25 protein-coding genes and 1 tRNA gene are annotated in these 18,715 nt (G+C 70.2%); 12 read left to right on the top strand and 14 right to left on the bottom strand.

Going from position 1 to position 18,715, the window contains the following annotated elements:
• Positions 1-120: 120 nt before the first annotated feature.
• From ACSQ14_RS16110 to ACSQ14_RS16100, 3 genes are all read right to left on the bottom strand, one after another.
• Positions 121-591, bottom strand: a complete 471-nt coding sequence (locus ACSQ14_RS16110; RefSeq protein ID WP_436014543.1) for an SRPBCC family protein — start codon at positions 589-591, stop codon at positions 121-123.
• Positions 588-956 carry an ArsR/SmtB family transcription factor gene (locus ACSQ14_RS16105; RefSeq protein ID WP_436014541.1) on the bottom strand — a complete coding sequence of 123 codons (369 nt, stop codon included), beginning with the start codon at positions 954-956 and terminating at the stop codon, positions 588-590. The genes ACSQ14_RS16110 and ACSQ14_RS16105 overlap by 4 nt, the downstream gene beginning before the upstream one ends.
• A 167-nt stretch (positions 957-1,123) precedes the next feature.
• Positions 1,124-2,302 carry an NAD(P)/FAD-dependent oxidoreductase gene (locus ACSQ14_RS16100; RefSeq protein WP_436014539.1) on the bottom strand — a complete coding sequence of 393 codons (1,179 nt, stop codon included), beginning with the start codon at positions 2,300-2,302 and terminating at the stop codon, positions 1,124-1,126.
• A 242-nt stretch (positions 2,303-2,544) separates the two neighbouring features.
• Here ACSQ14_RS16100 and ACSQ14_RS16095 point away from each other — a divergent pair, with 242 nt between their 5' ends.
• The 3 genes from ACSQ14_RS16095 (at position 2,545) to ACSQ14_RS16085 (ending at position 4,689) form a co-directional block, all read left to right on the top strand.
• Positions 2,545-3,324, top strand: coding sequence for a pseudouridine synthase (locus tag ACSQ14_RS16095; protein ID WP_436014537.1), 780 nt, complete (start codon positions 2,545-2,547; stop codon positions 3,322-3,324).
• A gap of 44 nt (positions 3,325-3,368) precedes the next feature.
• Entirely contained in the window at positions 3,369-4,385 is a 1,017-nt protein-coding gene (locus ACSQ14_RS16090) for an alpha/beta fold hydrolase (protein WP_436014535.1), read from the top strand.
• Positions 4,386-4,449: 64 nt separating this feature from the next.
• Positions 4,450-4,689: an aa3-type cytochrome c oxidase subunit IV gene (locus ACSQ14_RS16085; RefSeq protein ID WP_436014533.1), complete on the top strand. Its 240-nt coding sequence runs from the start codon at positions 4,450-4,452 to the stop codon at positions 4,687-4,689.
• 307 nt (positions 4,690-4,996) lie between these two features.
• Here ACSQ14_RS16085 and ykgO read toward each other — a convergent pair whose 3' ends face one another.
• A complete protein-coding gene (ykgO, locus tag ACSQ14_RS16080; protein WP_111513452.1) occupies positions 4,997-5,122 on the bottom strand; it encodes a type B 50S ribosomal protein L36 in 126 nt (41 codons plus the stop codon).
• A gap of 148 nt (positions 5,123-5,270) precedes the next feature.
• Between ykgO and ACSQ14_RS16075 the strand changes: the two genes are divergently transcribed.
• Together ACSQ14_RS16075 and ACSQ14_RS16070 are read left to right on the top strand one after the other, a co-directional pair.
• Positions 5,271-6,560 (top strand): lytic murein transglycosylase, encoded by a 1,290-nt coding sequence (locus tag ACSQ14_RS16075; RefSeq protein ID WP_436014530.1) that lies wholly within the window; start codon positions 5,271-5,273, stop codon positions 6,558-6,560.
• Between the two features lie 81 nt (positions 6,561-6,641).
• The gene (locus ACSQ14_RS16070; protein ID WP_436014528.1) at positions 6,642-7,106 is read left to right on the top strand and encodes an AAC(3)-I family aminoglycoside N-acetyltransferase; all 465 of its coding nucleotides are present in this window, start codon (positions 6,642-6,644) and stop codon (positions 7,104-7,106) included.
• A gap of 13 nt (positions 7,107-7,119) precedes the next feature.
• Here the strand turns inward: ACSQ14_RS16070 and infA are convergent, their stop codons facing one another.
• The 6 genes from infA to ACSQ14_RS16040 form a co-directional block, all read right to left on the bottom strand.
• A complete protein-coding gene (gene infA, locus ACSQ14_RS16065) occupies positions 7,120-7,389 on the bottom strand; it encodes a translation initiation factor IF-1 (protein ID WP_436014526.1) in 270 nt (89 codons plus the stop codon).
• Between the two features lie 53 nt (positions 7,390-7,442).
• Complete coding sequence (locus ACSQ14_RS16060; protein ID WP_436014524.1) at positions 7,443-7,703, bottom strand: hypothetical protein; 261 nt, start codon at positions 7,701-7,703, stop codon at positions 7,443-7,445.
• Between the two features lie 62 nt (positions 7,704-7,765).
• Positions 7,766-7,975: a cold-shock protein gene (locus tag ACSQ14_RS16055; protein WP_436014522.1), complete on the bottom strand. Its 210-nt coding sequence runs from the start codon at positions 7,973-7,975 to the stop codon at positions 7,766-7,768.
• 303 nt (positions 7,976-8,278) lie between these two features.
• Positions 8,279-9,058 (bottom strand): SDR family NAD(P)-dependent oxidoreductase, encoded by a 780-nt coding sequence (locus ACSQ14_RS16050; protein WP_436014520.1) that lies wholly within the window; start codon positions 9,056-9,058, stop codon positions 8,279-8,281.
• A 58-nt stretch (positions 9,059-9,116) separates the two neighbouring features.
• Complete coding sequence (locus ACSQ14_RS16045) at positions 9,117-9,590, bottom strand: nuclear transport factor 2 family protein (protein WP_436014518.1); 474 nt, start codon at positions 9,588-9,590, stop codon at positions 9,117-9,119.
• On the bottom strand, positions 9,587-10,069 hold the full coding sequence (locus ACSQ14_RS16040) for a nuclear transport factor 2 family protein (RefSeq protein ID WP_436014516.1): 483 nt from the start codon (positions 10,067-10,069) through the stop codon (positions 9,587-9,589). Before ACSQ14_RS16040 ends, ACSQ14_RS16045 begins: the two co-directional genes overlap by 4 nt.
• Positions 10,070-10,247: 178 nt before the next feature.
• Here ACSQ14_RS16040 and motA point away from each other — a divergent pair, with 178 nt between their 5' ends.
• From motA to ACSQ14_RS16010, 6 genes are all read left to right on the top strand, one after another.
• Positions 10,248-11,117: a flagellar motor stator protein MotA gene (motA, locus tag ACSQ14_RS16035; RefSeq protein ID WP_436014514.1), complete on the top strand. Its 870-nt coding sequence runs from the start codon at positions 10,248-10,250 to the stop codon at positions 11,115-11,117.
• 146 nt (positions 11,118-11,263) lie between these two features.
• Complete coding sequence (locus tag ACSQ14_RS16030) at positions 11,264-11,482, top strand: hypothetical protein (RefSeq protein WP_436014512.1); 219 nt, start codon at positions 11,264-11,266, stop codon at positions 11,480-11,482.
• 81 nt (positions 11,483-11,563) lie between these two features.
• Positions 11,564-13,354 (top strand): tRNA (5-methylaminomethyl-2-thiouridine)(34)-methyltransferase MnmD, encoded by a 1,791-nt coding sequence (mnmD, locus tag ACSQ14_RS16025; RefSeq protein ID WP_436014510.1) that lies wholly within the window; start codon positions 11,564-11,566, stop codon positions 13,352-13,354.
• A 66-nt stretch (positions 13,355-13,420) separates the two neighbouring features.
• The gene (locus ACSQ14_RS16020; protein WP_436014508.1) at positions 13,421-13,822 is read left to right on the top strand and encodes a DUF6491 family protein; all 402 of its coding nucleotides are present in this window, start codon (positions 13,421-13,423) and stop codon (positions 13,820-13,822) included.
• 131 nt (positions 13,823-13,953) lie between these two features.
• Complete coding sequence (locus ACSQ14_RS16015; protein ID WP_436014506.1) at positions 13,954-15,117, top strand: 12-oxophytodienoate reductase; 1,164 nt, start codon at positions 13,954-13,956, stop codon at positions 15,115-15,117.
• 19 nt (positions 15,118-15,136) lie between these two features.
• On the top strand, positions 15,137-15,730 hold the full coding sequence (locus ACSQ14_RS16010) for a carboxymuconolactone decarboxylase family protein (RefSeq protein ID WP_436014504.1): 594 nt from the start codon (positions 15,137-15,139) through the stop codon (positions 15,728-15,730).
• A 1-nt stretch (position 15,731) separates the two neighbouring features.
• Here ACSQ14_RS16010 and ACSQ14_RS16005 read toward each other — a convergent pair whose 3' ends face one another.
• Complete coding sequence (locus tag ACSQ14_RS16005; RefSeq protein ID WP_436014502.1) at positions 15,732-16,520, bottom strand: sulfite exporter TauE/SafE family protein; 789 nt, start codon at positions 16,518-16,520, stop codon at positions 15,732-15,734.
• Between the two features lie 186 nt (positions 16,521-16,706).
• Between ACSQ14_RS16005 and ACSQ14_RS16000 the strand changes: the two genes are divergently transcribed.
• Positions 16,707-17,546: a GNAT family N-acetyltransferase gene (locus ACSQ14_RS16000; RefSeq protein ID WP_436014500.1), complete on the top strand. Its 840-nt coding sequence runs from the start codon at positions 16,707-16,709 to the stop codon at positions 17,544-17,546.
• 51 nt (positions 17,547-17,597) lie between these two features.
• On the opposite strand, the gene ACSQ14_RS15995 is transcribed toward ACSQ14_RS16000, so the two are convergent.
• The 3 genes from ACSQ14_RS15995 to cpdR all read right to left on the bottom strand — a co-directional run bounded on the left by ACSQ14_RS15995 (position 17,598) and on the right by cpdR (position 18,649).
• Positions 17,598-17,906 (bottom strand): hypothetical protein, encoded by a 309-nt coding sequence (locus ACSQ14_RS15995; RefSeq protein ID WP_436014498.1) that lies wholly within the window; start codon positions 17,904-17,906, stop codon positions 17,598-17,600.
• A gap of 230 nt (positions 17,907-18,136) precedes the next feature.
• A tRNA-Val gene (locus ACSQ14_RS15990) sits at positions 18,137-18,211 on the bottom strand.
• 81 nt (positions 18,212-18,292) lie between these two features.
• Positions 18,293-18,649 carry a cell cycle two-component system response regulator CpdR gene (cpdR, locus tag ACSQ14_RS15985; RefSeq protein ID WP_436014496.1) on the bottom strand — a complete coding sequence of 119 codons (357 nt, stop codon included), beginning with the start codon at positions 18,647-18,649 and terminating at the stop codon, positions 18,293-18,295.
• Positions 18,650-18,715 lie beyond the last annotated feature (66 nt).

The following is an 18,715-nucleotide window of genomic DNA, read 5'->3' as shown; positions in this document are numbered from 1 at the left end:
CTCCGTCTCGCGCCTGCGTCGCGATCCACCTCCCCCGCTTCGCAGGGGAGGAGCGATCCTCAGCTCCCCGCTTGCGGGGGAGCTGTCCGGCGAAGCCGACTGAGGGGGCGCGTCGCCCCGTTACGCCGCCGCCGTCTCCAGGCTCGCGCCCAACCTGTCGAGCAGCTCCGCGGTGCCGTGCTCGCGGCCGCCGGCGTCGTCGTAGCCGTCGAGGAAAGCGCCCTGCTCGGTGACCTTCAGCTGCGTGCCGCCGGCGGTCGCCTTGAACTCCAGGCTGGCCAGCGAGGCGGAGATCTTCACCCCGTCGATGCGCATCTCGTAGACGTAGACGATCCGCTCGCCGGGCAGGATGTCGAGGTAGCGGGCCTGGAAGTCGCTGACCCTGCCGCTGTGCCAGCGGCCGGCCAGCCGCTCCTCGCCGCCCTCGCGGAAGTCGAACGCCTGTTCCAGTATCGTCAATTCGCCGTCGCTGCCGCCGAACCAGCGGGCCTTGCCCTCCGGCGTCGCGAAGGCGTCGAACACCCGCTGCACCGGATGCGGATAGCTGCGCTCGAGGGTGAAGGTGGCGTGGGTCACGGACCGTTGCGTCATGACTTGTTCCCTTTGTCGTTCTGGGGATCGGTTTCGGCGAGGTAGGCGCCCAGCCGGTCGAGCCGGCGCTCCCACTCGGTGCGGCGCGCCTCCACCCAACGCTCGACCTGCTGCAGGGCCCCCGCCTCCAGCTGGCAGGTGCGCACCCGGCCGACCTTGCGGGTCGAGACCAGGCCGCTCTGCTCCAGCACCTGGAGGTGCTGGACGACCGCCGGCAGCGACATGGCGAAGGGCTGGGCCAGCTCGCTGACCGTCGCCGGCCCGCGGCCGAGCCGCTCCAGCATGCCGCGCCGCGTGGCGTCGGCCAGGGCGTGGAACATGTGGTCGAGGTTGGGTTGTTCGTTAAGCACATACTTAAGTATCATCGTCGTTTTCTGCTGTCATCCCGGAAGCCGCGCAGCGGCTGTCCGGGATCCAAGAACACGGCGCGGGACGGTGTCGTCGGCGCGGCCGCGGCCGCGGCTAGCTGCAAGACGCCGTGTTCTTGGATCCCGGTCTTCGCTTCGCGAAACCGGGATGACAGGGAGGGCTCTCAAACCTCCTGGCCGGCGCTCCAGCCGCTGGCCCAGGCCCATTGGAAATTGTAGCCGCCGAGCCAGCCGGTGACGTCGACCGCCTCGCCGATGAAGTAGAGGCCGGGCATGGTCTTGGCCTCGAGCGTGCGCGACTCCAGGGCGGCGGTGTCGATCCCGCCGAGGGTCACCTCGGCCGTGCGGTAGCCTTCGGAGCCCACCGGCTTGACCCGCCAGCCGTTCACCGCCTGGGCGACGGCGCGCAGCTTGGCGTCCGGGCAGTCGGCGACGTTGCCGCGGATCTCCTGCTGGTCGGCGATCAGCTGGGCGAGCCGCTTGGGCAGGTGGTCGGCCAGCACCGTCGCCAGCGCCTGGCGGCCGCGCTCGGTCTTGGCCTGCTTCAGCACGGCGAACAGGTCGACGCCGGGCGCCATGTCGACGCCGATCTCCTGGCCTTCGCGCCAGTAGGACGAGATCTGCAGGATCGCCGGGCCGCTGAGGCCGCGGTGGGTGAACAGCATGGCCTCGTCGAACCTGGTCTTGCCGCTGCTGGCGCGGACGTCGACGGCGACGCCGGACAGCGACGACAGCCGCGACAGCAGCCCGGCCTCGAAGGTTAGCGGCACCAGCGCCGGGCGGGTCTCGGTGACCCGGATGCCGAACTGGCGGGCGACCTCGTAGGCGAAGCCGGTCGCGCCCATCTTCGGGATCGACTTGCCGCCGGTCGCGACCACCAGGCTGGCGGCGGTGACCGCGCGGCCGCCACAGCGCAGGGAGAAGCCGTCGGCGGTCTTGGCGATGGCGTCGGCGGCGGTCTGCAGCCGCAGCTCGACGCCGGCCTGGCGCATCAGTCCGGTCAGCATCTCGATGATCTGCTTGGCCGAGCCGTCGCAGAACAGCTGGCCGAGCGCCTTCTCGTGCCAGGCGATGCCGTGCCGCTCGACCAGGGCGATGAAGTCGGCGGGGCGGTAGCGCCGCAGGGCGGAGATGCAGAACCGCGGGTTCTCCGACAGGAAGGCTTCGTGCTTGGTGCGGGTGTTGGTGAAGTTGCAGCGGCCGCCGCCGGAGATGCGGATCTTCTCGCCGGGCGCTGCGGCATGGTCGAGCACCAGCACGCGCCGTCCGCGCTTGCCGGCCTCCAGCGCGCACATCATGCCCGCCGCGCCCGCGCCGATCACCACCACGTCGAACTGGTCCAAGCCGTGCTCCTTCAGGCGGCGGAGCTAGCACAGGAGGGGCTCGCGCCCCACCAAACTGTCATCCGGTTTCGCGCAGCGAAGACCGGGACCCAAGAACACAGAAGCCGGTGGCTGGCCGCGGCGCGGCCGACGTGAACCCTCGTGCGCCTTGTTCTTGGATCCCGGACAGCCGCTCACGCGGCTTCCGGGATGACAGGAGGGGGCGAGTTCGATGTAGAGAACCCTCCAGGAGAACTGCACGCATGGCCTGGACGCGCCGCTATGACGAAGCCGAGCCGCAGCGGGTGAACCGCTGGCTGGCGCAGAACGGGGTCTGCTCGCGCCGCGACGCCGAGGACCTGATCGCCCGGGGCCTGGTCTCGATCGACGGCGAGCGGGTCGAGGACGTCGGCCGCAAGATCAGCCCGGGCCAGACCCTGACGTTGGCCGACGCCGCCGAGAGCGAGCTGCAATCCACCTTCTGCATCATGCTGCACAAGCCGGTGGGGATCGTCTCGGCCCAGCCGGAGGCCGAGCAGGTGCCGGCGGTGCGGCTGCTGACCCGCGAGGCGCTGGTCGGCGAGAGCCCGGCCATCCCTGACGCCAACACCAGCCTGGCGCCGCTGGGCCGCCTGGACATGGATTCCCGCGGCCTGCTGATCCTCTCCGACGACGGGGTGCTGGCCAAGGCGATCATCGGGCCGGACTCGGACCTGGAGAAGGAATACCTGGTCGACGTCAACGGCGAGATCACCGAGAAGAAGCTCACCACGCTGCGCTACGGCCTGCAGCTCGACCGCCGCCAGCTGCGCCGCGCCGAGGTCACCCAACTTGGCGAACAGAAGCTGCGGTTCGTGCTGAAGGAGGGCCGCAACCGGCAGATCCGCCGGATGTGCCAGCTGGTCGGCCTGCACGTCGTCGACCTGTTGCGGGTGCGGATCGGCCCCTTGCGGCTGGGCTTCCTGCCCGAGGGCCGCTGGCGCGTCTTGACGCCCGAGGAACGCGCCGCGCTGATCCGCGGCGCAACCGGCAAGGCGCCCTAGCGTCAACCTTGCCAAAATCCGCCTGACGGCTAGTCACGACAGCCATGTCCGACGAAACGAGCAAAGACGCGACGAGCCGGGAAGCGGTCTCCGAGGATCGGCCGGGCAAGGCCGTCGACCAGCCGGCGGAGACCCGCGCGCCGCTCGCCGCCTTCCAGGGCGCGAGGCCGCACGCGCCGGCCTGGTTCGCCCAGGCGCTGGAAGCCGCGCCGGAGCGCGAGATGGTCGCCACCCCGCGCGGGGCCATCGAGACCCTGAGCTGGGGCGCGCGCGGCAAGCCCGGCCTGCTGTTGGTCCACGGCAACACCGCCCACGCCGATTGGTGGAGCTTCATCGGCCCGTTCTTCGCCCAGGACTACCGGGTCTGCGCCATGTCGCTCGCTGGCATGGGCGACTCCGACTGGCGTGACCACTACAGCTCCGAGGACTTCTGCGCCGACGCTGAGGCGGTCGCGCGTGCGACCGGGCTCTACGAGGGCGGCCGCAAGCCGGTCTACATCGGCCACTCGTTCGGCGGCGGCCAGGTGTTCTACGCCGCCAGCCGCCGGGCCGGGCAGATGCACGCGGCCATCCTGATCGACGTCGGCTTCAGCGGCCCGCCGGAGGAGGCGCAGGACAAGGCCCGGCTCAGCCGGCTGGATCCGCCGACCCCACAGCGCGGGCCGAACCGCGTCTATCCGACCCTGGCCGAGGCGCTCGCGCGCTTTCGCCTGTCGCCGCAGCAGCCGGCCGAGCACCTCTACATTCTCGACTACATCGCCCGGCGCGGGCTGAAGGAGGTCCCTGGCGGCTGGACCTGGAAGTTCGATCCGAACATGTGGGACAAGCTCGACCGGGCGCTGATCAGCGAGTTCTACGCCGGGCCGCACAAGGTCGAGGTCCCGCTCGCCCACATCTTCGGCGACCTCAGCATCCTGCAGACGATCCCGGGGCTGCAGGACGCTTATCCGGCCGACGGCCTGCTGTTCGGCGTCCCGGAGGCGCATCACCACGTAATGCTGGACCAGCCGATCGCGCTGGTCTCGGCGATCCGAGGGCTGTTGGCGGCCTGGCGAGCTTGAGCGACGCCTCGGTCTCGTGTAGCACGCGCTCGAAGTTTTCCGTTCCAGAGAGCATTTGTCGGCGATGGCCAACCAAGCTTCCGAATATCACCGCGGCGAAATGGACATCCACGAGCAGGAGAAGACCTACGCCTTCGTGATGAGCCTGACCAAATGGGGCTCGCTGGTCATCGCCGCGTCGGTGCTGTTCCTGGTCCTGTGGTTCTGCACCAACTTCGGCTTCATGGGCGCGCTGTTCAGCGCCGTGGCCATGGGGGTGATCGGCTTCATCTTCCTGCGCGGCGGCACGGCCGAGTCGCACTGAGGCCGAGGGGCCGCGCGGCCCCTCCACTAGCCGAGCCTATTGCGAGCCCGCCCGGCTGAGCCGCGGCGGGCGTTCGCTTGTCTGGGGCCCCGTGTTTCTGCAGCCAGGGTTGGCGAGGCGGGCGGCGCGCACGAGCGGACATGCGAATGCAGCCGCGGGCAAAGCCGAGCGGCTGGGAGGATTCTGAATCTGGAAGGGGGATCTCGGGCGTCGCGCGGAGTGTCGCGGTCAGCGGGCTGCAGTCCGGCGTCAGGCGCTCAGGAACTGCAGCGGGCGCGTCCGGGCGAACCGGACGCGCCGACGCAGTTTAGCCTTGCTTGGCTTTAAAGCGCGGGTCGGTCTTGTTGATGATGTAGACCCGGCCCTTGCGGCGCACGAGCTTGCAGTCGCGGTGACGCGTCTTGAGCGACTTGAGCGAGCTTCTGACCTTCATGACCGTAATCTTCTAGGCTAGGCCGGGCGGGCCCGTCCGGGTTGCTACAGAGCGGGCGCATATACGAGGCGGCCATCTGGGAGTCAACGGCCGCGCCTCTCAGCCTTGTGATTGATGCCGCCCGGCGACGCTCGTTAGATTCCCCGGAATGCGTCGTAGTCATTTGTTGCTCTGTCTCGCCCTGGCCGGTTGCGCCAGCCCGGCCACCCACGTCCCGGTCCGGCAAGCCCCGCCTCCGCCGCCGGCTGCGCCCTCCGGCCTGCAGTTTTCCGGCCCGGTGCGGCCGCTCACCGCGTCGGGCGACATCGAGTTCGACGCCTGGGCCGCCAGCTTCTACGGCCGCGCGGTGGCGGCCGGGATCTCGCCGGCCCTGCTGCAGCGCGAGTTCGCGGGCCTGACGCCGGAGCCGCGCGTCGGCTCGCTCGACAACCGCCAGCCGGAGTTCTCCAAGCCGCTGTCGGCCTACATCAGCGGCGCGGTGACCGACGGACGGGTCGCCAGCGGCCTGCAGAAGGCCGCCCAGGTGCCGCAGCTGCCGGCGATCGAGCAGCGCTACGGCGTGCCGCGCGAGATCCTGCTGGGCATCTGGGGCATGGAGAGCGGCTTCGGCGCGATCCAGGGCAATTTCGACGTGATCCGCGCGATGGCGACGCTCGCCGCCGACGGCCGCCGCCGGCAGTTCGCCGAGGACCAGCTGATCGCCGCGCTGGAGTTGATCGGCTCGGGCGAGGTCAGCCGCGGCCAGCTGCGCGGCTCCTGGGCCGGTGCGATGGGGCAGACCCAGTTCATCCCGGCGACCTTCGTGCGCACCGCCGTGGACGGCGACGGCGACCGCCACCGCGACATCTGGGGTTCGTCGGCCGACGCCCTGGCCTCGGCGGCGAACCTGCTGCGCCAAGACGGCAAGTGGGCGCGGGGCCAGGACTGGGCGCGCGAAGTGACGGTCCCCGCCGGCTTCGACTTCAGCGTCACCGAGGGGCCGAAGAAGACGCCTTCGGAATGGGAGGCGCTGGGGGTGCGCCGCGCCGACGGCCAGGCCTGGCCGGCGGCGGACCTTGCCGCGTCGGCGCAGCTGGTCGCCCCGACCGGGGCGGGCGGGCCGCTGTTCCTGCTGTTCCCCAACCACTTTGCGATCCGCAAGTACAACAACTCCCTGGCCTATGCGCTGAGCGTCGGCCTGCTCGCCGACCGCTTCGCCGGCCGGCCCGGTCTGAGCCGGCCCTGGCCGCAGGAGCCGCCGCTGTCGCTGGTCGACCGGATGACCGCGCAGCGGGCGCTGGCGAGCCTCGGCTACGATCCCGGCGCGCCGGACGGGGTGGTCGGCATGAAGACCCGCGACGCGCTGCGCGCCTGGCAGAAGGCCCGCGGCCTGACCGCCGACGGCTATCTGTCGCCGGACATGATCCGCCGGCTGAAGGCCGAGAGCGGCGCGGCCTGAGCCCTGGCAGCAGGGATGGTGTTCATGGGTCCCGGACAGCCGCTGCGCGGCTTCCGGGATGACAGCTGAGGTTGGGGAGCCATGCCCCAGGATTTCGAGGTCGGCCGCCTAGGGCCTGGCGATGTGACGCGCCTGCGCGCGCTCAACGCGGTGTTCGGCGAGGCGTTCGCCGATCCGGCGACCTTTGGGGGCGAGCCGCCGAGCGAGGCCTGGCTCGAAGGGCTGCTGGCGAAGGAGCATGTGATCGCGCTGGTCGCCCTGGCGGAAGGCGCGGTGGTCGGCGGCCTGGTGGCCTATGAGTTCGACAAGTTCGAGCGGGCCCGGCGCGAGGTCTACATCTACGACCTGGCGGTCGCCGCGCCCTTCCGCCGCCGGGGGATCGCCACGGGGCTCATTCGGGCGCTGCAGGCGATCGCGCAAACCCGTGCGGCCTGGGTCGTCTTCGTCCAGGCCGACTACGGCGACGATCCGGCGATCGCCCTCTATCAGAAGCTCGGCGTCCGCGAGGCGGTGCTGCACTTCGACCTGCCGGTCGGGCGCAGCTGAACCGGTTCGGGCGTCAGCGACGCCGATATTGCGGCCGCGGGGAGCCGCCGACGCGGGCGCCTTCCGGCTTGTGCCGGTAGATGATGCGGCCCCGGTCCATGTCGTAGGGGGTCATTTCGACCGTCACGCGATCACCGACCATCGAGCGGATCCGGTTCTTCTTCATCCGGCCAGCCGTGTAGGCGAGGATCTCGTGGTCGTTCTCCAGGCGGACGCGAAAGCGGCCCTCCGGCAGCAGCTCGGTGATCTGGCCGTCGAACTCGACGATGTCTTCCTTCGCCAATGGCGTTCCTTTCGAGAGTTGAAGTGCGGCGCGCACGCCCGGTAACCCCGACTTCAGTCGAGGTCGCGGGCCGGCGTGTCGGTCACTGGATCTTCCGGCGCAGCGTCTTCCGGGGTCTTCGGCGCGGCGGCCAACCGGACGCGCTGGCTTTCCGCGCGGCTTTCCGCCGCCTCGGCGAGCTCGATCCAGCGTAGGGCCGCCTGCTCATGCTGTTCGCGCGTGCGGTCCAGGCCCGACGCCCGGGCCAGGGCCGAGGAGTCTTCAGCCCGCGCCCGATATTCCAGCGCCATGGTCTCGAATTTAGATGCCGACATTGCAGCCTCCGCTCGCACGACAAAGAGCCGGCGCGGCGAGGCGCGCCGGCTCTTGAGCCGGTTTAGGCGGGCTGCAGTTGGCCGGCGGAGGTCTTGCCGCTACGCGGGTCCTTCTCCAGCTCGAAGCTGACCTTCTGCCCGTCGTGGAGCGAGCCCAGGCCCGCGCGTTCGACGGCCGAGATGTGGACGAAAACGTCCGGGCCGCCGTCATCCGGCTGGATGAAGCCATAACCCTTTTGGCCGTTGAACCACTTCACGGTGCCGCTTTTCATAGATGTCCCTTTCCGGGCATAAGTTCTCACGCCCGGAATGGGCGGTGAGGTCAAATTTTCGGAGAGGTTCGGAAGTCGATTCCGGAGGGGATTCTTGATCCCGACCGGGATGGCAGGCGAGCCAAAACGAATTTTGATCTGCGGTAAAGTGGCAGGTGACGGCCGAAATTTCAAGGGCGAGCCGCCGATAATGGCGGGCTTCACATCGCTGTGTTCTGGCGAAGCCTATGAAAACGCTGACGATCGGAGCGTGACCGGCGGCCCGCCACCCCGGCGCGGGGTGGAAGGCCGCCGCGGCCGGCTCTACCCGACCATCACGTCGCCGGCGTCGACGTTCATCGACTGGCCGGTGATGGTGCGGGCGTCGTCGGAGGCGAGGAACAGCGCGAACCGGGCGACGTCTTCCGGGCTGCTGGCGCGCTTCAGCGGCAGATGCGCCATCAGCTTGTCCATCATCTCCTGCTCGCTGATGGCCTGCTCGGCGGCGACCCGGCGGACGTAGTTCTGCATGAGCTCGGTGTCGATGATGCCGGGCACCACGCAGTTGCAGCGGATCCCGTACTGGCCGGCCTCCATGGCGATGACCTTGGTGAGCACCCGCAGGCCGGACTTGGCGACCGAGTAGTGGCTCTTGCGCGGCATGCCCTTCCAGCCGGCGCCGGACGAGAAGTTGATGATCACCCCGGTCTGCCGCTCGATCATCGAGCGCCGCAGCACCTCGCGGCTGCAGAGCATGGCCGCGGTGACGTCGATCGCGATGGTGGAGTTCCAGTTCTCCAGCGTCTGCTCCCAGACGTACTTGTCGATTCCCGGCGCGGCGGCGTTGTTCATCATGATGTCGACCTGGCCCCAGCGGCCCATCGCCGCCTCGACCATCTCGGCCACATCCTCTTCCTGGGTGACGTCGGCCCGCACGGCCACGGCGTTCACGCCGATCTCGGCGGCCACGGCGGCGACCAGTTCGATCCGGCGGGCGGCCAGCACCACCTTGGCGCCCTCCGCGGCCAGCATCCTGGCCATCACCGGGCCGAGGCCCGTGCTGGCGCCGGTGATGATCGCCACCTTGTCGGTAAAGCGCGCCATCTCGTTTTCCTCCCAAATGCCGCTCCCGGTTCGGCCGGGAGGCGATGTGTCGTGCCGGTCAGCCGCGGGTGCGTTCCACGGCGGTGGTGTAGAGGCTCTGCTCCGAGCGCCAGTCCAGCCGGATCCGCCGGTGGGCCAGCAGCCAGCGGTCGCCCTCCTTGCGGAAGGCGTCGAGATAGTAGCCGCAGTGGTCCGGGCCGATGTCGGTGTAGGCGGTCCAGTAGGTGCGCGCCTTGGCCGTGTCGGGCCCGGTCAGCTCGATCTGGCTGGTCGCCAGGTGATGGCGGATGAAGCTCGCCTTGTGCACCGGGCCGTCCGCCGGGGGTTCGAGCCAGCGGGTGATCCAGCCGCGGATCGCCGTGCGGCCCTCGTAGCGGAAGGCGTCGGCCGCCGGCACGCCGTCGGTCTCCATCACCGCGTCCTCGGTGAAGACGGCGACGAAGTCGTCGGCCTTCAGCCGGTCGCCGGCCATGGTGTAGTCGGCCATGGTCTGGCGGATGCCCTCGCGGGCGAGGAGTTCGTCCAGGGTCATTTGCCGAGCACCCTGCGCATGGTGTCGTGGGACTCCTGCGAGCCGTCGAGCACGCGGTTGTAGCGCTCGAGGATGCGCCAGCCGTCCGGCGTGCGGGTCAGGGCCCAGTGGTTGATCGCCGCGCGCCAGAAGTACCAGCGATCGCCCTCCTTCAGCACCACGAAGGAGTAGGCCACGGCTTCGGCGGCGTCGCCGTCGACGGTGATCCGCGGCGTCGCCGTCAGGTGCGAGACGCCGGTGTTGACCAGGTTCTTGTGGCCTTCGCTCTCATAGACCGCGGCGATCTCGTCGAAGGCCTTGGCGCGGTAGACGCCGCCCATGTCGTAGGCGCCGCCCTCGACCCAGAGGTGGGCGGCCGGATAGCTCTCGCCGCTGTCGACCAGCGGGCCGTAGCTGTTCAGGAGGCGCAGGATCTCCAGCTGGTCTTCGGCCGCGCGCAACCGGGTCTCCAGAGCCGCCAGCCGCTCTTCCACGCTCATGCTTCACTCCCTTGTCTGTGCGCCCGGACTGCGCCGGCGCATCGTTCTCTCCGCACTGCAGCAGCTTCCCCGACGTCAGCCTAGTCCCGATCTGGCCGGCCAGGGTCGCCGGGCGCGCTCATCGAGCCTTAAGCATTAACGGCCAAGCTCCCGGGCATCTGCGGGGGCCCCTTCGTCAATGTTCCAGATCATCGGCATTGTGCTGCTGTTCGTGCTCGTGTTCGGCAGCTACCTGATTTCGGGGGGCAACCTCGGCGTCATCATGCACGCCCTGCCGCACGAAATGATGTGTATTGGCGGGGCGGCGGTCGCCACCTTCCTGATCGGCAACCCGATGTCGGTCATCAAGGGCACCGGCGGAGCCTTCGGCAAGGCGTTCGCCGGCCCGAAGTGGAAGGCCTCGGACTACCGCGACCTGCTCAGCCTGCTGTTCCTGCTGACCAAGACGATGAAGTCGAAGGGCGTCATCGCGCTCGAGAGCCACATCGAAAAGCCCAACGACAGCACCATCTTCTCGCGCTTCCCGCGCATCCTGAAGGACCACTTCGCGGTCGACTTCATCTGCGACACGCTGCGCATGATGACCATGAACCTGGAGGATCCTCATCAGGTCGAGGACGCCATGGAGAAGCAGCTCGACAAGCACCACCATGAGGCGCTCGGGCCGAGTCACGCGCTGCAGACCATCGCCGATGCGCTGCCGGCGCTAGGGATCGTCGCGGCGGTGCTCGGGGTCATCAAGACCATGGGCGCGATCACCGAGCCGCCGGAAGTGCTGGGCGAGATGATCGGCTCGGCGTTGGTCGGCACCTTCATGGGCGTGTTCCTGGCCTACGGCCTGGTCGCGCCGCTGGCGACGCGCATGAAAGGGATTGTCGACGAGGAAGGCTCCTTCTATCGGATAATCCAGTCGGTGCTGGTCGCCCATCTGCATGGCAATGCGGCGCAGATCTCGGTAGAGATCGGCCGGGGCAACGTGCCGAGCGAAGCGCAGCCGAGTTTCCTGGAACTCGAAGAAACGCTTTCGGCGATGCCCAATGAGGGCTGAGGGCTCGAAAAGTGATCACAGTCTCGTGAAACTTTTCTTGTCATCTCCGCCGCACCGCCTTACTGCTGAGCCGCGCCATTGGGCGGACTGTGTTCGCGCAGCCGGTCCGGGGGCGTGCTGACACACCGTATTGAGGACTTAGGGACATGAAGACTCAAGCTTTCCGCACCCTGATCGTCGCGACCGCCGCCGTGGCCGCGCTCTCGGTCGCCGCCTGCTCGAAGAAGGCTGAAGAAGCCAACACCGCCGCGGCCGAAGCCAACGCCGCTGCCGTCGCCGCCGACTCGGCTCAAGACGCCGCCGCCGCCGCCGGCAACGCCGCTGCCGACGCCGCTGGCAACGCCGCTGCTCCGGCCGCCCACTAAGGGTAGCCGACGCTTCACTGCGTACGAGGGGGCCGCCCGTTTGGGCGGCCCTCTTTCGTTTTGGGGCATACGTACTAGGTCATGAGCGACGAACGCCCTGACCCGCCGCAGAGCCCGCTCCAATGGGGCGACGACGGCCTGCCGCGCTCCCGCCTGTACGGCGACGTCTATTTCTCCATCGAAGACGGCCTCGCCGAGACCCGCGCGGTCTTCCTGCAGGGCTGCGGCCTGCCCGAAGCCTGGGCCGGACGGCGCCGGTTCGTCGTGGCCGAGCTGGGCTTCGGCACCGGCCTCAACATCCTGGCCCTGCTGGACCTCTGGCGTCGCCACCGCCCGGCCGGCGGCCACTTGCACATCTTCTCCATCGAGGCGCACCCGATCGACGCGGCCGAAGCGGCCCGCGCGCTGGCGCGCTGGCCGGAGCTGGCCGACCTCGCGGCCATGCTGGTCGCCCGCTGGCCGGGCCGCGCCCGCGGCGTGCATCGCCTGGAGCTGCCGGAACTCGGCGCGGTGCTCGACCTCGCCGTCACCGACGTCGCCGAGGCGCTGCAGGGCTGGGACGGCCGGGCCGACGCCTGGTTCCTCGACGGTTTCTCGCCGGCGCTCAATCCGGCCATGTGGCGCGACGAGGTGCTGGCGCTGGTCGGCGCGCGCTCGGCCCCGGGCGCCCGGGCCGCCACCTTCACCGTCGCGGGCCAGGTGCGCCGCGGCCTGGCCGCCGGCGGCTTCGAGGTCGCCAAGCGGCCCGGCTTCGGCCGCAAGCGCGAGCGGCTCGAGGCCCGCTTCCCGGGCGAAGCCGCCGACCGGCCCGCGGTCGGCCGGGTCGCCGTGATCGGCGGCGGCGTCGCCGGGGCGGCCGCGGCCCGCGCGGTGCGGGCGCTGGGCGGCGAGGCGATCGTCTTCGAAGCCGAGGGCCTCGGGGCGGGCGGCTCCGGCAACCCCGCGGCGCTGGTGACGCCCCGGCTCGACGCCGGCCTGGGGCCGCCGGCCCAGCTGTTCGCCAGCGCCTTCCGCCGAGCGGTCCAGCTCTTCGAATCGACCCCCCAGGCGGTGATCGCCCGCGGCGTGCTGCAGTTCGCCGTCGGCGAGCGCGACCTCGACCGCTTCGCGCGGATCGCCGCGTCCGACCTCTTCGAGCCCGGCGCGCTGGGCCTGCTCGATCCTGACGCCGCGAGCGCCTGGTTGGGCGAGCCCGCGCCCGCCGCACTCGACCAGCGCTCGGCCCTGGTGATCGAGCCCGCCCCGGTGCTGGCGGCCTGGAGCGGCGATGTGCGTCGCGCGCGGGTGGCGGGCCTGGAACGCGGGCCGGCGGGCTGGATCCTGACCGACACGGCCGGCGCGGTGCTGGCGGAGGCCGGGGCGGTGATCCTGGCGGCCGGCCTGGACGCCGCGCGACTCGCGCCCGGGCTCTCGCTGCGGCCGGTGCGCGGCCAGGCGAGCTGGGCCGAGCCGACCGAGCCGCCGCCGGCCTGCGCCTGGGGCGGCTATGCGGTCCCGACCCGCCACGGCGTGCTGTTCGGCGCGACCCACGACCGCGACGACACGGGCGTCGAACTGCGGGCCGAGGATCATGAGCGCAACCTGACGACCCTGGCCGGGCGGTTGCCGCAGCTGGCGGCCCGGCTGGCGGCTATGCCGCTCGAAGGCCGCGCGGCGCTGCGGGCGACGACCGCCGACCGGCTGCCAGCAGCCGGCGGGGCCGACGGGCTGTTCCTGCTGAGCGGCTTCGGCTCGCGCGGCTTCTCGCTGGCCCCGCTGCTGGCCGAGCACGTCGCGGCCCAGGCGCTGGGCGCGCCCAGTCCGCTGCCGACCCAGCTGGCCGGGCTGGTGGACCCCGACCGCTTCGCCCGGCGCGCCGCGGCGCGGAGCTGAAGCGGACCCGCGACGCATCCTTGACCGTTGTAATCGGCGCCGGGGGTCATCCACGGGGCTAACCTGATGAAGACCAAGGTCGCCGCTGTTCTGATGTTCGCGCTCGCCGGCCTCAGCGCGTCCTGCGCGAGCAGCTCGCAAACGGGCGGTTCGGCATCGGGCGGTTCGGGCCGGCAGTGCTTCCAGGCCAGCCAGGTGAACGGCTTCGCCGCCCAGACCGACCGCATCGTCAACGTTCGGGTCGGCGTGCGCGACGTCTACCAGTTCGAGCTGATGGGATCGTGTCCCGACGTGCGCTGGAACCAGCGGCTCGGCATCCGTTCCCGCGGCTCGAGCCTGATCTGCTCCGGCCTCGATGCGGAGATCATCTCGCCCACCCAGATCGGCCCGCAACGCTGTCCGGTGCGCAACATCCACCGACTGACGCCGGAAGAGACCGAAGCCCTGCCGCGTGGCGCGCGTCCCTGAAGCTTCCGCGAGGCGCGCTTCGGGTTGACCTTACGTCAAGCCAATCAATGACTTGCGGCCTGCGCCATTGTGCGAAAGGCTGAGGGGACAATCGTCGGCGAAACGACGAGACCTGCGGGAGAGGAGCCCTGGTGAGCGACTGGTCGAAGCTGTTCGCGCCGTTTCAGCTGCGCGGCGTCACCCTGCCCAACCGGATCGTCATGCCGGCGATGGGCCTGTCGATCTGCCAGGACGGGATCCCTTCGGCGGAGGCCGCGGCCTATTACGCCCGCCGCGCGACCGGCGGCGCCGGCCTGGTGATGACCGAGGGCGTCTACATCGACCACCCCTCGTCCGGCGACAATCCGATGCTCGGCCGGTTCCATGGCGAGGCGGCTTTCGACGGCTGGCGCGACGTCGCCGCCGCGGTGCACGCCGCCGGCGGGATCACCATGCCGGAGCTGTGGCACGTCGGCCTGATCTACTCGACCTACGACGTCGTCGCCGGCGAGCCGCGCTATAGGCCCGAGCTCGGCCAGGTGAGCCCGTCCGGCTACATCGCCCCGGGCAAGCAGGTCGCTGAAGGCATGACCCAGGCCGAGATCGACCAGGTCATCGAGGCCTACGGCCGCGGCGCGGACAAGGCGATGGAGCTCGGCTACGACGGCGTCGAGATCCACGGCGGCCACGGTTACCTGATCGACCAGTTTTTCTGGCCGGAGCTCAACAAGCGCACCGATCGCTATGGCGGCAGCCCGCGCGCCCGGGGCCAGTTCGCTGCCGAGGTGGTGGCCGAGTGCCGCCGCCGGGTCGGTCCCGACGTGCCGGTGATCCTGCGCATCTCCCAATGGAAGGTCGTCGACTACAAGGCGAGGATCGCCCAGACGCCGCAGGAGCTGGAACAGCTGCTGGCGCCGGTGGTCGAGGCTGGGGTCGACCTGATCGACTGTTCGGAGCGGCGGTTCTGGGAGCCGGTGTTCGACGGCAGCGACATGAACCTCGCAGGCTGGACCAAGAAGGTCACCGGCGTGCCGACCATGACCATTGGCTCGATCGGCCTCGACTGCGAGATGATGACCAGCCTGATGGAAGGCCGTGAGGCGCAGCTCGACCTCTCCAGCCTGCACCGGCTGATGGAGATGTTCGAGCGCGGCGACTTCGACCTGGTGGGCGTCGGCCGGGCCATGCTCGCCGAGCCGGATTTCGCCAACATCATCCGCAGCGGCGAGCTGCATCGCCTGAAGCCGTTCAAGCCCTCGGTGCTCTCCGACGAGATCCTGCCGTCGGCGCGCGGCGCCAAGCGCGCGACGGCCTAGACCGGAAAGAGGACGAACCATGTCGAGGGTGCGCAAGCTGCCGCTGGAGCAGTGGGATCCAGCGCTGCGTCAGATGACCGACGTCGACCACGGCACGCCGCTGGAGCAGCTGGTCGGCGGGGTGATGGCGAACCAGCCGGCGCTGGCCAAGGCGATGATGGGGTTCGCCGGCCAGATGTGGGCCGGCAGCACCCTGCCGCGCCGCCTGCTGGAGCTGGTGCGGCTGCGGATCGCCTTCCACAACCAGTGCCGCAGCTGCATGGCCATGCGCTACCAGTCGGCGGTCGAGGACGGCCTCGACGAGGGCGCGGTCTGTTCGCTGGAGAAGCCGCTCGAGGCGGCCGACCTGTCGCCGCGCGAGAAGGCGGCGATCGCCTACGCCGACATCTCGTCGACCAACCATTTCGCGATCAGCGACGAGACGTTCGCCGAGCTGCGGCGGCACTTCAGCGAGCTGGAGATCATCGAGCTCGGCATGTTCGTCGCCTACTTCATCGGCTTTGGCCGGCTGGCGGCGGCCTGGGACATGGTCGAGGAACTGCCCGCCAGCTTCCAGGACAAGTCGGCCAAGGCTGCGCCCTGGACCCACGAGTCGTTGGTGATGCGCGGCTAGCTCAGGCCAGCAGCTTGAAGCCGACCAGCGCCAGGGTCGAGGCCAGCACCGGGCGCAACACCCGGTCCGGGGCCTTGGTGGCGAGCAGGCTGCCGATGATGATGCCGGGGATCGAGCCGCTCAGCAGCGAGGTCAGCAGCGTCCAGTCGACCGAGCCGATCATCCAGTGGCCGAGCCCGGCGATCAGCGTCAGCGGCACGGCGTGGGCGATGTCCGAGCCGACCAGCTTGGCGACGTTGGTCTTCGGATAGAGCACCAAGAGCACGGTCATGCCGAGCGCGCCGGCGCCGACCGAGGTCAGCGAGACCAGGAAGCCGAGGATCGCGCCCAGCAGCACGGTCAGGGCCGCGACCCGCCTCGAGTCCAGGCCCTCGGAGCGCGAGGCGAGCGCCTTGACGATCTTGTTGCGGAACAGCACCGCGGCCGCGGTGGCGATCAGCGCGCCGCCGAGCGTCACGGTGATCAGCCCGGCGGCGCCGTCGCCGGCGCCCTGCCGCTGGTGCATGAACCACAGGGTGAGCAGGGTGGCCGGGATGCTGCCGGCCGCCAGCAGGCCGACGATGCGCCACTGCACCGTCCCCTTCGAGCCGTGCACCGCGGTGCCGACGCCTTTGGTGGCCGCCGCGTAGAGCAGGTCGGTGCCCACGGCGGTCGCCGGGTGGATGCCGAACGCCAGCACCAGCAGCGGCGTCATCAGCGAGCCGCCGCCGACGCCGGTCAGGCCGACGAGGATTCCGACCGCTAGCCCCGAAAGGGAGTAGAGCGGGTTGATCTGCTGAAGGAGGTCCAAGCCCGCCCCGCGCCGTTTACAAAAAGCTGGGTGTCCTAAGGGGGCAGCGGCTCTCGCGGGTCAACCTGAGAATCTCTGCAAGGCCTGTTGGAATTGGTGGGTAGACGGAGGGCCGGCGCTGGCGCGCGACCGCGACGGCCGTGCGTTTTCGTCACACGCGGGCTGTCTCCGCGGGAGGTTTCGATCGTGACCGAGCTGACGATTCGCCCGATGCGGGCCGAGGAGATCGCGATCGCCGTCGACTGGGCCGCGGCCGAGGGCTGGAACCCCGGTCTCGCCGACGCCGGCTGTTTCGCCGCCGAGGACGCGCAGGGCTTCTGGGTGGGCGAGCTCGACGGCCAGCCGGCGGCGACGGTCTCCTGCGTCAACTACGGCGACGGCTTCGCCTTCCTCGGCTTCTACATCGTCCGCCCGGACCTGCGCGGCCGCGGCTACGGCTTGCGGATCTGGAACGCGGCGATCGCCCATGCCGGGGGACGGGTGATCGGCCTCGACGGCGTGACGGCGCAGCAGGCCAACTATCGGAAGTCCGGCTTCGCGCTGGCCTATCCGAACATCCGCTACGGCGGACGCCCGGCGCCGCTTGAGGCGGACGCGGGCGTGGTCGCGCTGGCCGACGTGCCGTTCGCGATCCTGGCGGCCGACGACGCCACGGTGTTTCCGGCGCCGCGCGACGCCTTCCTGCGCGCCTGGACCGCGGCTCCGGGCCATGTCGGCCGGGCGCTGGTGCGCGACGGCCGGCTGGCGGCCTGGGGCGTGATCCGGCCGTGCCGCAGCGGCCGCAAGATCGGCCCGCTGGTCGCCGACGACCGCGCAGCTGCGGAAAGCGTGCTCGCGGCCCTGCTGGCGCAGGCGGGCGAGGGGGAGGTCTTCCTCGATGTGCCCAGCGTCAACGCCGAGGGCGTGGCGCTGGCGCAGGCGCTGGGCCTGGCGCCGGTGTTTGAGACTGCGCGGATGTACACCGGGCCGATCGCGCCGCTGCGCACAGACCGGGTGTTCGGCGTGACGACGTTCGAGCTGGGCTGAGTCGCGCCGACGGCGGGACGCTCTGCGGCGCCCCGTCGTCGCGAGTTGGGCTTAGTAGCTGGTCGACGGGGCGGTCTTGTCCTTGCCCATCATCGCCGCGCACTTGTCGTGCATCTTCTTCATGTCGGCGTCCGAGTAGGTCTTGCCGCCGGACATGCTGGCGCTCGGGGCTTGGCCGCTCTTTTCCTGGTTCATCATGCTCTTGCAGTGCGCGCGCATCTGCTCGGGGGTCATCTTCTTGGCGTCCTTCGACGCCGACCCGCTCATCGCCGAGCCGGACGCGCCGTAGTCCTGCGCCATGGCGGGCGCAGCCGTGAGGGCGGCGCCGGCGACGAGGGCGGCGAGAAACATGCCGTTCATGGGAAGGCTCCCAGTTCCATTTGCGCCTCGCCCGCTGACGGCGGCGTGGCCGCCGCCGGTCGATCGCCGTCGAGCGCTTCGCGCGCTTGAAGAACTGATCGGCTGGCGAGTTGTTCACGCCGCCGCCAGCGCGGCGGCGCAGATTCGCCTGGCGCCAGGCGATCGCGAGGGCGGCGCAGCCGATCGCGCCGGCGTGGCCGGGGCTAATCGACTGAAATGTCTAGGAAGGATGGTGGACGCGACAGGGATTGAACCTGTGACCCCCTCGATGTCAACGAGGTGCTCTCCCGCTGAGCTACGCGTCCGAACCGTGACCTCCCGGCGAACCGGGAGCGGGGAGGCCGGGGATATAACGAGCAGTCCCGACCGATGCAAGCGCCACTGTGCTAGGCGGCGATCATCCGGTCAACTTCATGGACGATCTCGCGCAGGTGGATCGGTTTGGAGAGCACCTTGGCCCCCGCCGGAGCGCTCTCGCCGGCGGCCAGCGCCACCGCGGCGAAGCCGGTGATGAACATGATGCGCAGGCCCGGATGCTTGGCGGCCGCCTGACGGGCCACCTCGATGCCGTCGAGACCGGGCATGACGATGTCGGTCAGCAGCAGGTCCCAGTTCTGGTCGAGCACCGCGGCGGCCTCGTCGCCGTCGGCGCAGGCGGTCACCTCATAGCCGGCGCGCTCGAGCGCGCGCGCCAGGAAGCCGCGCAGGGAATCGTCATCTTCAGCGAGCAGAATGCGGGGCATGGGCGCCTGGTCTTTGGGTCGGAATGGTCGAGCTGAACGGCCGAGCATAACGGTTTAAGCGTAAAA

It is taken from the genome of Phenylobacterium sp. LjRoot219 (assembly GCF_964252995.1).
In the GTDB taxonomy this organism is placed as follows: Bacteria; Pseudomonadota; Alphaproteobacteria; order Caulobacterales; family Caulobacteraceae; genus Phenylobacterium.
The sequence above is the reverse complement of the archived record's forward strand: the minus strand, read 5'-3'. Positions and strand labels throughout refer to the sequence as shown.

Coding starts and splice junctions, on each gene's coding strand:
- ACSQ14_RS16110 (WP_436014543.1), bottom strand. CDS start 591: ATGACGCAACGGTCCGTGACCCACGCCACCTTCACCCTCGAGCGCAGC.
- ACSQ14_RS16050 (WP_436014520.1), bottom strand. CDS start 9,058: ATGGCGCGCTTTACCGACAAGGTGGCGATCATCACCGGCGCCAGCACG.
- ACSQ14_RS16060 (WP_436014524.1), bottom strand. CDS start 7,703: ATGTCGGCATCTAAATTCGAGACCATGGCGCTGGAATATCGGGCGCGG.
- ACSQ14_RS16045 (WP_436014518.1), bottom strand. CDS start 9,590: ATGACCCTGGACGAACTCCTCGCCCGCGAGGGCATCCGCCAGACCATG.
- ykgO (WP_111513452.1), bottom strand. CDS start 5,122: ATGAAGGTCAGAAGCTCGCTCAAGTCGCTCAAGACGCGTCACCGCGAC.
- ACSQ14_RS16095 (WP_436014537.1), top strand. CDS start 2,545: ATGGCCTGGACGCGCCGCTATGACGAAGCCGAGCCGCAGCGGGTGAAC.
- motA (WP_436014514.1), top strand. CDS start 10,248: ATGTTCCAGATCATCGGCATTGTGCTGCTGTTCGTGCTCGTGTTCGGC.
- cpdR (WP_436014496.1), bottom strand. CDS start 18,649: ATGCCCCGCATTCTGCTCGCTGAAGATGACGATTCCCTGCGCGGCTTC.
- ACSQ14_RS16105 (WP_436014541.1), bottom strand. CDS start 956: ATGATACTTAAGTATGTGCTTAACGAACAACCCAACCTCGACCACATG.
- mnmD (WP_436014510.1), top strand. CDS start 11,564: ATGAGCGACGAACGCCCTGACCCGCCGCAGAGCCCGCTCCAATGGGGC.
- ACSQ14_RS16055 (WP_436014522.1), bottom strand. CDS start 7,975: ATGAAAAGCGGCACCGTGAAGTGGTTCAACGGCCAAAAGGGTTATGGC.
- ACSQ14_RS16020 (WP_436014508.1), top strand. CDS start 13,421: ATGAAGACCAAGGTCGCCGCTGTTCTGATGTTCGCGCTCGCCGGCCTC.
- ACSQ14_RS16030 (WP_436014512.1), top strand. CDS start 11,264: ATGAAGACTCAAGCTTTCCGCACCCTGATCGTCGCGACCGCCGCCGTG.
- ACSQ14_RS16070 (WP_436014528.1), top strand. CDS start 6,642: ATGCCCCAGGATTTCGAGGTCGGCCGCCTAGGGCCTGGCGATGTGACG.
- ACSQ14_RS16090 (WP_436014535.1), top strand. CDS start 3,369: ATGTCCGACGAAACGAGCAAAGACGCGACGAGCCGGGAAGCGGTCTCC.
- ACSQ14_RS16085 (WP_436014533.1), top strand. CDS start 4,450: ATGGCCAACCAAGCTTCCGAATATCACCGCGGCGAAATGGACATCCAC.
- ACSQ14_RS16010 (WP_436014504.1), top strand. CDS start 15,137: ATGTCGAGGGTGCGCAAGCTGCCGCTGGAGCAGTGGGATCCAGCGCTG.
- ACSQ14_RS15995 (WP_436014498.1), bottom strand. CDS start 17,906: ATGAACGGCATGTTTCTCGCCGCCCTCGTCGCCGGCGCCGCCCTCACG.
- ACSQ14_RS16040 (WP_436014516.1), bottom strand. CDS start 10,069: ATGAGCGTGGAAGAGCGGCTGGCGGCTCTGGAGACCCGGTTGCGCGCG.
- ACSQ14_RS16075 (WP_436014530.1), top strand. CDS start 5,271: ATGCGTCGTAGTCATTTGTTGCTCTGTCTCGCCCTGGCCGGTTGCGCC.